The following is a 3,572-nucleotide window of genomic DNA, read 5'->3' as shown; positions in this document are numbered from 1 at the left end:
AGAGCAGCCTGCCCGGCGCGGGACCCCGGGAGACGCACAACCCGACCAAGGGCTGGGCCAAGGGTCCGCTCACCCTGATCATCGTTCTCGTCGTGCTGGTCGCGGCCTTCTTCCTGGCGTACGGCCTGGTGCTGATGCTGTAGGACCTGTCACGTCTGGGTGTGGCGTACGCACTCGACGACGACGTCCCGCAGGCTGCCCGTCCGCTTCAGCAGCTCGCGCTGTACCCGGGCGCCGTTGCCGCGCCGCAGCAGCCTGGCGCAGGACTCCTGCGCCCGGTCGAGGTCCCCGCTGTCGGCGAGCGCCTCCCCGACGTGTTCCAGCAGCGCCCGTACGACCGTCTCGGCGGGCGCCGGCCGCATCACCGCCGGGTGGAGCAGCACCTCCGTCAACCCCGAGCGGGCGGCCCGCCAGGCGGCCAGCCGCAGCAGGCTCACGCTGTGATCGGCCGGTTCCCGGCCGGCCCGCCACTCGCGCGCCGCCGTCTCCACGAGCCCTCGGGCGAGGGTCGCGACGAGGACGGTGGTCTCCGCGTGCAGACAGACGTCCGCGACCCGGATCTCGACGGTGGGGTAGTTCCGGGACAGGCGGGCGTCGAAGTAGGCCATCGCCTCGTCGAGGATGGTTCCGGTGGCCAGCATGTCCGCGACCCGCTGGTGATACCGCTGTGCCGAGCCGAAGATCTCGGTCGGTCCGGCCGACGGCCACCGCTGCCAGACCCGGCTGCGATAACTGCTGTAGCTGGTGTCCTTGCCCTGCCAGAAAGGGGAGTTGGCGCTCAGCGCCGACAGCACCGCGAGCCAGGGCCGCACCCGGTCGATGACCGCGACGCCCTCCTCGTCGGACTCGACGCAGACAGAACGTGGCAGCCGAGCACAAGCTGCTCCTGGGTGGCGATCCCGTACTGCTCCTCCATCCACTGGTAGCGGCGGTGGGTGCCGACGGCGGGGCTGACCGGCAGCGGCGACGTGGCGAGCGCCGCGACCGCGCACCCGATCTTCGCGGCGTGCCGGGCTGCCTCCTCGCGGCAGCGGACGATCTCCGCGCCCAGGTCGCCCATGTCCGACTGCGGGTGTGTGGCGAACTCCAGCATCTGCTCGTGGAGTTCCTTCTCGAACACGTCCTGGTCCACGTCGTCCTGAGCGACCCGGGCGAGCACCGCGCCGGACCGGGCCCGCGCCTCTCCGGTCTCCGGGTCCACCAGGAGGAGCTCCTCTTCCACTCCGACCGTGCGCACGTCAAACGGCCCTTCGACGACCCTCTACGACCACGGGGGACATCCCGTCGTCCGTCCCCCGACTGCCCCGGAAGGCCGCCCGGACACCTGTACGCCCGGAAACCGCCCCGTCAGGACGGTCGCAGCCAGACCGTGGCCAGCGGCGGCAGGGTCAGCCGGATGCTCGCCGGACGGCCGTGCGAGCCCTCCGCCTCCGCCTTGACCGGGTCGGGACAGGTGATGTCGCTGCCGCCGTAGCGGGCGGCGTCGGTGTTGAGGATCTCCTGCCAGGCGGGGATGTCGCCGGGGACGCCGAGGCGGTGGTCGTGGCGGACGACCGGGGAGAAGTTGGACACCGCCAGCAGGGGGGTGCCCCCGGCGTCGTATCGCAGGAATGCGAAGACGTTGTCGTCGGCCGCGTCGCACTCCACCCACTGGAAGCCGGCCGGGTCGGTGTCGCGCTGCCAGAGGGCCGGGATACGCAGGTAGTGCGCGTTGAGGTCGCGGACCAGGTCCTGGATCCCGCGGTGATCACCCGCGGCGCAGTAGTCCGGGTCGAGGAGCCACCACTCCGGGCCGTGCGCCTCGGACCATTCCCCGCCCTGGGCGAACTCCTGGCCCATGAAGAGCAGCTGCTTGCCCGGATGGGCCCACATGAAGCCCAGATACGCGCGGTGGTCGGCGCGCCGCTGCCACCAGTCGCCGGGCATCTTCGACACCAGGGCCTGCTTGCCGTGGACGACCTCGTCGTGCGAGATGGGCAGCACGTAGTTCTCGCTGTAGGCGTAGATCATCGAGAAGGTCATCTCGTGGTGGTGGTACTTGCGGTGGACCGGCTCCTTGCTCATGTACTCCAGCGAGTCGTGCATCCAGCCCATGTTCCACTTCAGCCCGAAGCCCAGTCCTCCGCTGTCGGTCGGCCGGGTCACCCCGCCCCAGGCGGTGGACTCCTCCGCGATCGTCACCACGCCCGGCGCCCGCCGGTACACGGTCGCGTTCATCTCCTGCAGGAACGCCATCGCGTCCAGGTCCTCCCGCCCGCCGAAGACGTTCGGCGTCCACTGGCCGGGCTCGCGCGAGTAGTCGAGGTACAGCATCGAGGCGACGGCGTCCACCCGCAGGCCGTCGATGTGGAACTCCTCGCACCAGTACACGGCGTTGGCGACCAGGAAGTTGCGCACCTCGGTCCGCCCGAAGTCGAACTCGTAGGTCCCCCAGTCCGGATGCTCGGCCCGCTGCGCGTTCCCCGGCTCGTACAGCGGATCCCCGTCGAACCGGGCCAGCGCCCAGTCGTCGCGCGGGAAGTGCGCCGGAACCCAGTCCATGATCACGCCGATGCCCGCCCGGTGCAGGGAGTCGACGAAGAACCGGAAGTCGTCCGGGCTGCCGAGCCGCGCGGTCGGCGCGTAGTACGAGGTGACCTGGTAGCCCCAGGAGCCGCCGAAGGGGTGCTCGGCGACCGGCATCAGCTCGACATGCGTGAAGCCGAGGTCCTTGACGTACGGCGGCAGCTGCTCGGCGAGTTCACGGTACGTCAGTCCCGGCCGCCAGGAGGGGAGGTGGACCTCGTAGACGGAGAACGGCGCCTCGTGGACGGGGGTGTCCGCGCGGTGGGCCAGCCACTCCTGGTCGCCCCACTCGTAGTGCGAGGCCGTCACGACGGAGGCCGTCGCGGGCGGCACCTCGGTGCGGCGCGCCATCGGGTCGGCCTTCAGGAACCGGCCGCCGTACTGGGACGTGATCTCGAACTTGTAGCGGGTGCCTTCGCCGATGCCCGGCAGAAAGAGCTCCCACACACCTGATGCGCCCATCGACCGCATCGGGTACGCCGTCCCGTCCCAGCAGCAGAAGTCCCCGGTGACGCGGACGCCGCGGGCGTTGGGTGCCCACACGGTGAAGCGGGTGCCGGTGACGCCCTGGTGGGTCATCGGCTCGGCGCCGAGCGCCTGCCACAGCTGCTCGTGCCGGCCCTCCCTGATCAGATGCAGATCGAGCTCGCCCAGGGCGGGCAGGAAGCGGTACGGGTCATGGACCTCGTGCTCGGCGTCCTTGTACGCCACCAGAAGCGTGTAGTCGGGGATCGTCTCCGTCGGCAGTACGCCGGAGAACAGGCCGTCGCCCTCCGAGACGAGGCCGATGCGCTTGCCGTCGACCAGCATGCTCACCGCGCGGGCGAACGGCCGCAGCGCCCGCACGGCGATCCCGCCGGGGACGGGGTGCGCGCCGAGCAGGGCGTGCGGGTCGTGGTGGGAGCCGGCCAGCAGGCGCTCCCGGTCGGCCGGGTCCAGGGGCGGGGCGCTCCCGCCCGCCTTCCGTGTGGGCGGGAGCGGGCCCGAGGGCTCCGGGATTGAGATGT

2 protein-coding genes and 1 pseudogene are annotated in these 3,572 nt (G+C 71.2%); 1 reads left to right on the top strand and 2 read right to left on the bottom strand.

Annotation, left to right across the window (positions count from 1 at the left end):
• Positions 1–8: 8 nt before the first annotated feature.
• On the top strand, positions 9–143 hold the full coding sequence (locus tag ACTWQJ_RS48505) for a DUF6480 family protein (RefSeq protein ID WP_443312752.1): 135 nt from the start codon (positions 9–11) through the stop codon (positions 141–143).
• 6 nt (positions 144–149) lie between these two features.
• On the opposite strand, the pseudogene ACTWQJ_RS48500 reads toward ACTWQJ_RS48505, so the two are convergent.
• Both ACTWQJ_RS48500 and glgB read right to left on the bottom strand, forming a co-directional pair.
• A pseudogene (locus ACTWQJ_RS48500) lies at positions 150–1,237 on the bottom strand (glutamate--cysteine ligase 2).
• Between the two features lie 110 nt (positions 1,238–1,347).
• Complete coding sequence (gene glgB / locus ACTWQJ_RS48495; RefSeq protein WP_443312751.1) at positions 1,348–3,570, bottom strand: 1,4-alpha-glucan branching enzyme; 2,223 nt, start codon at positions 3,568–3,570, stop codon at positions 1,348–1,350.
• Positions 3,571–3,572: the final 2 nt, after the last annotated feature.

The sequence above is a fragment of the Streptomyces sp. KR55 genome (genome assembly GCF_052245645.1).
Classification (GTDB): domain Bacteria; phylum Actinomycetota; class Actinomycetes; order Streptomycetales; family Streptomycetaceae; genus Streptomyces; species Streptomyces flavusporus.
Note: the sequence above shows the minus strand (reverse complement) of the source record. Positions and strands in the feature narration are given on the sequence as shown.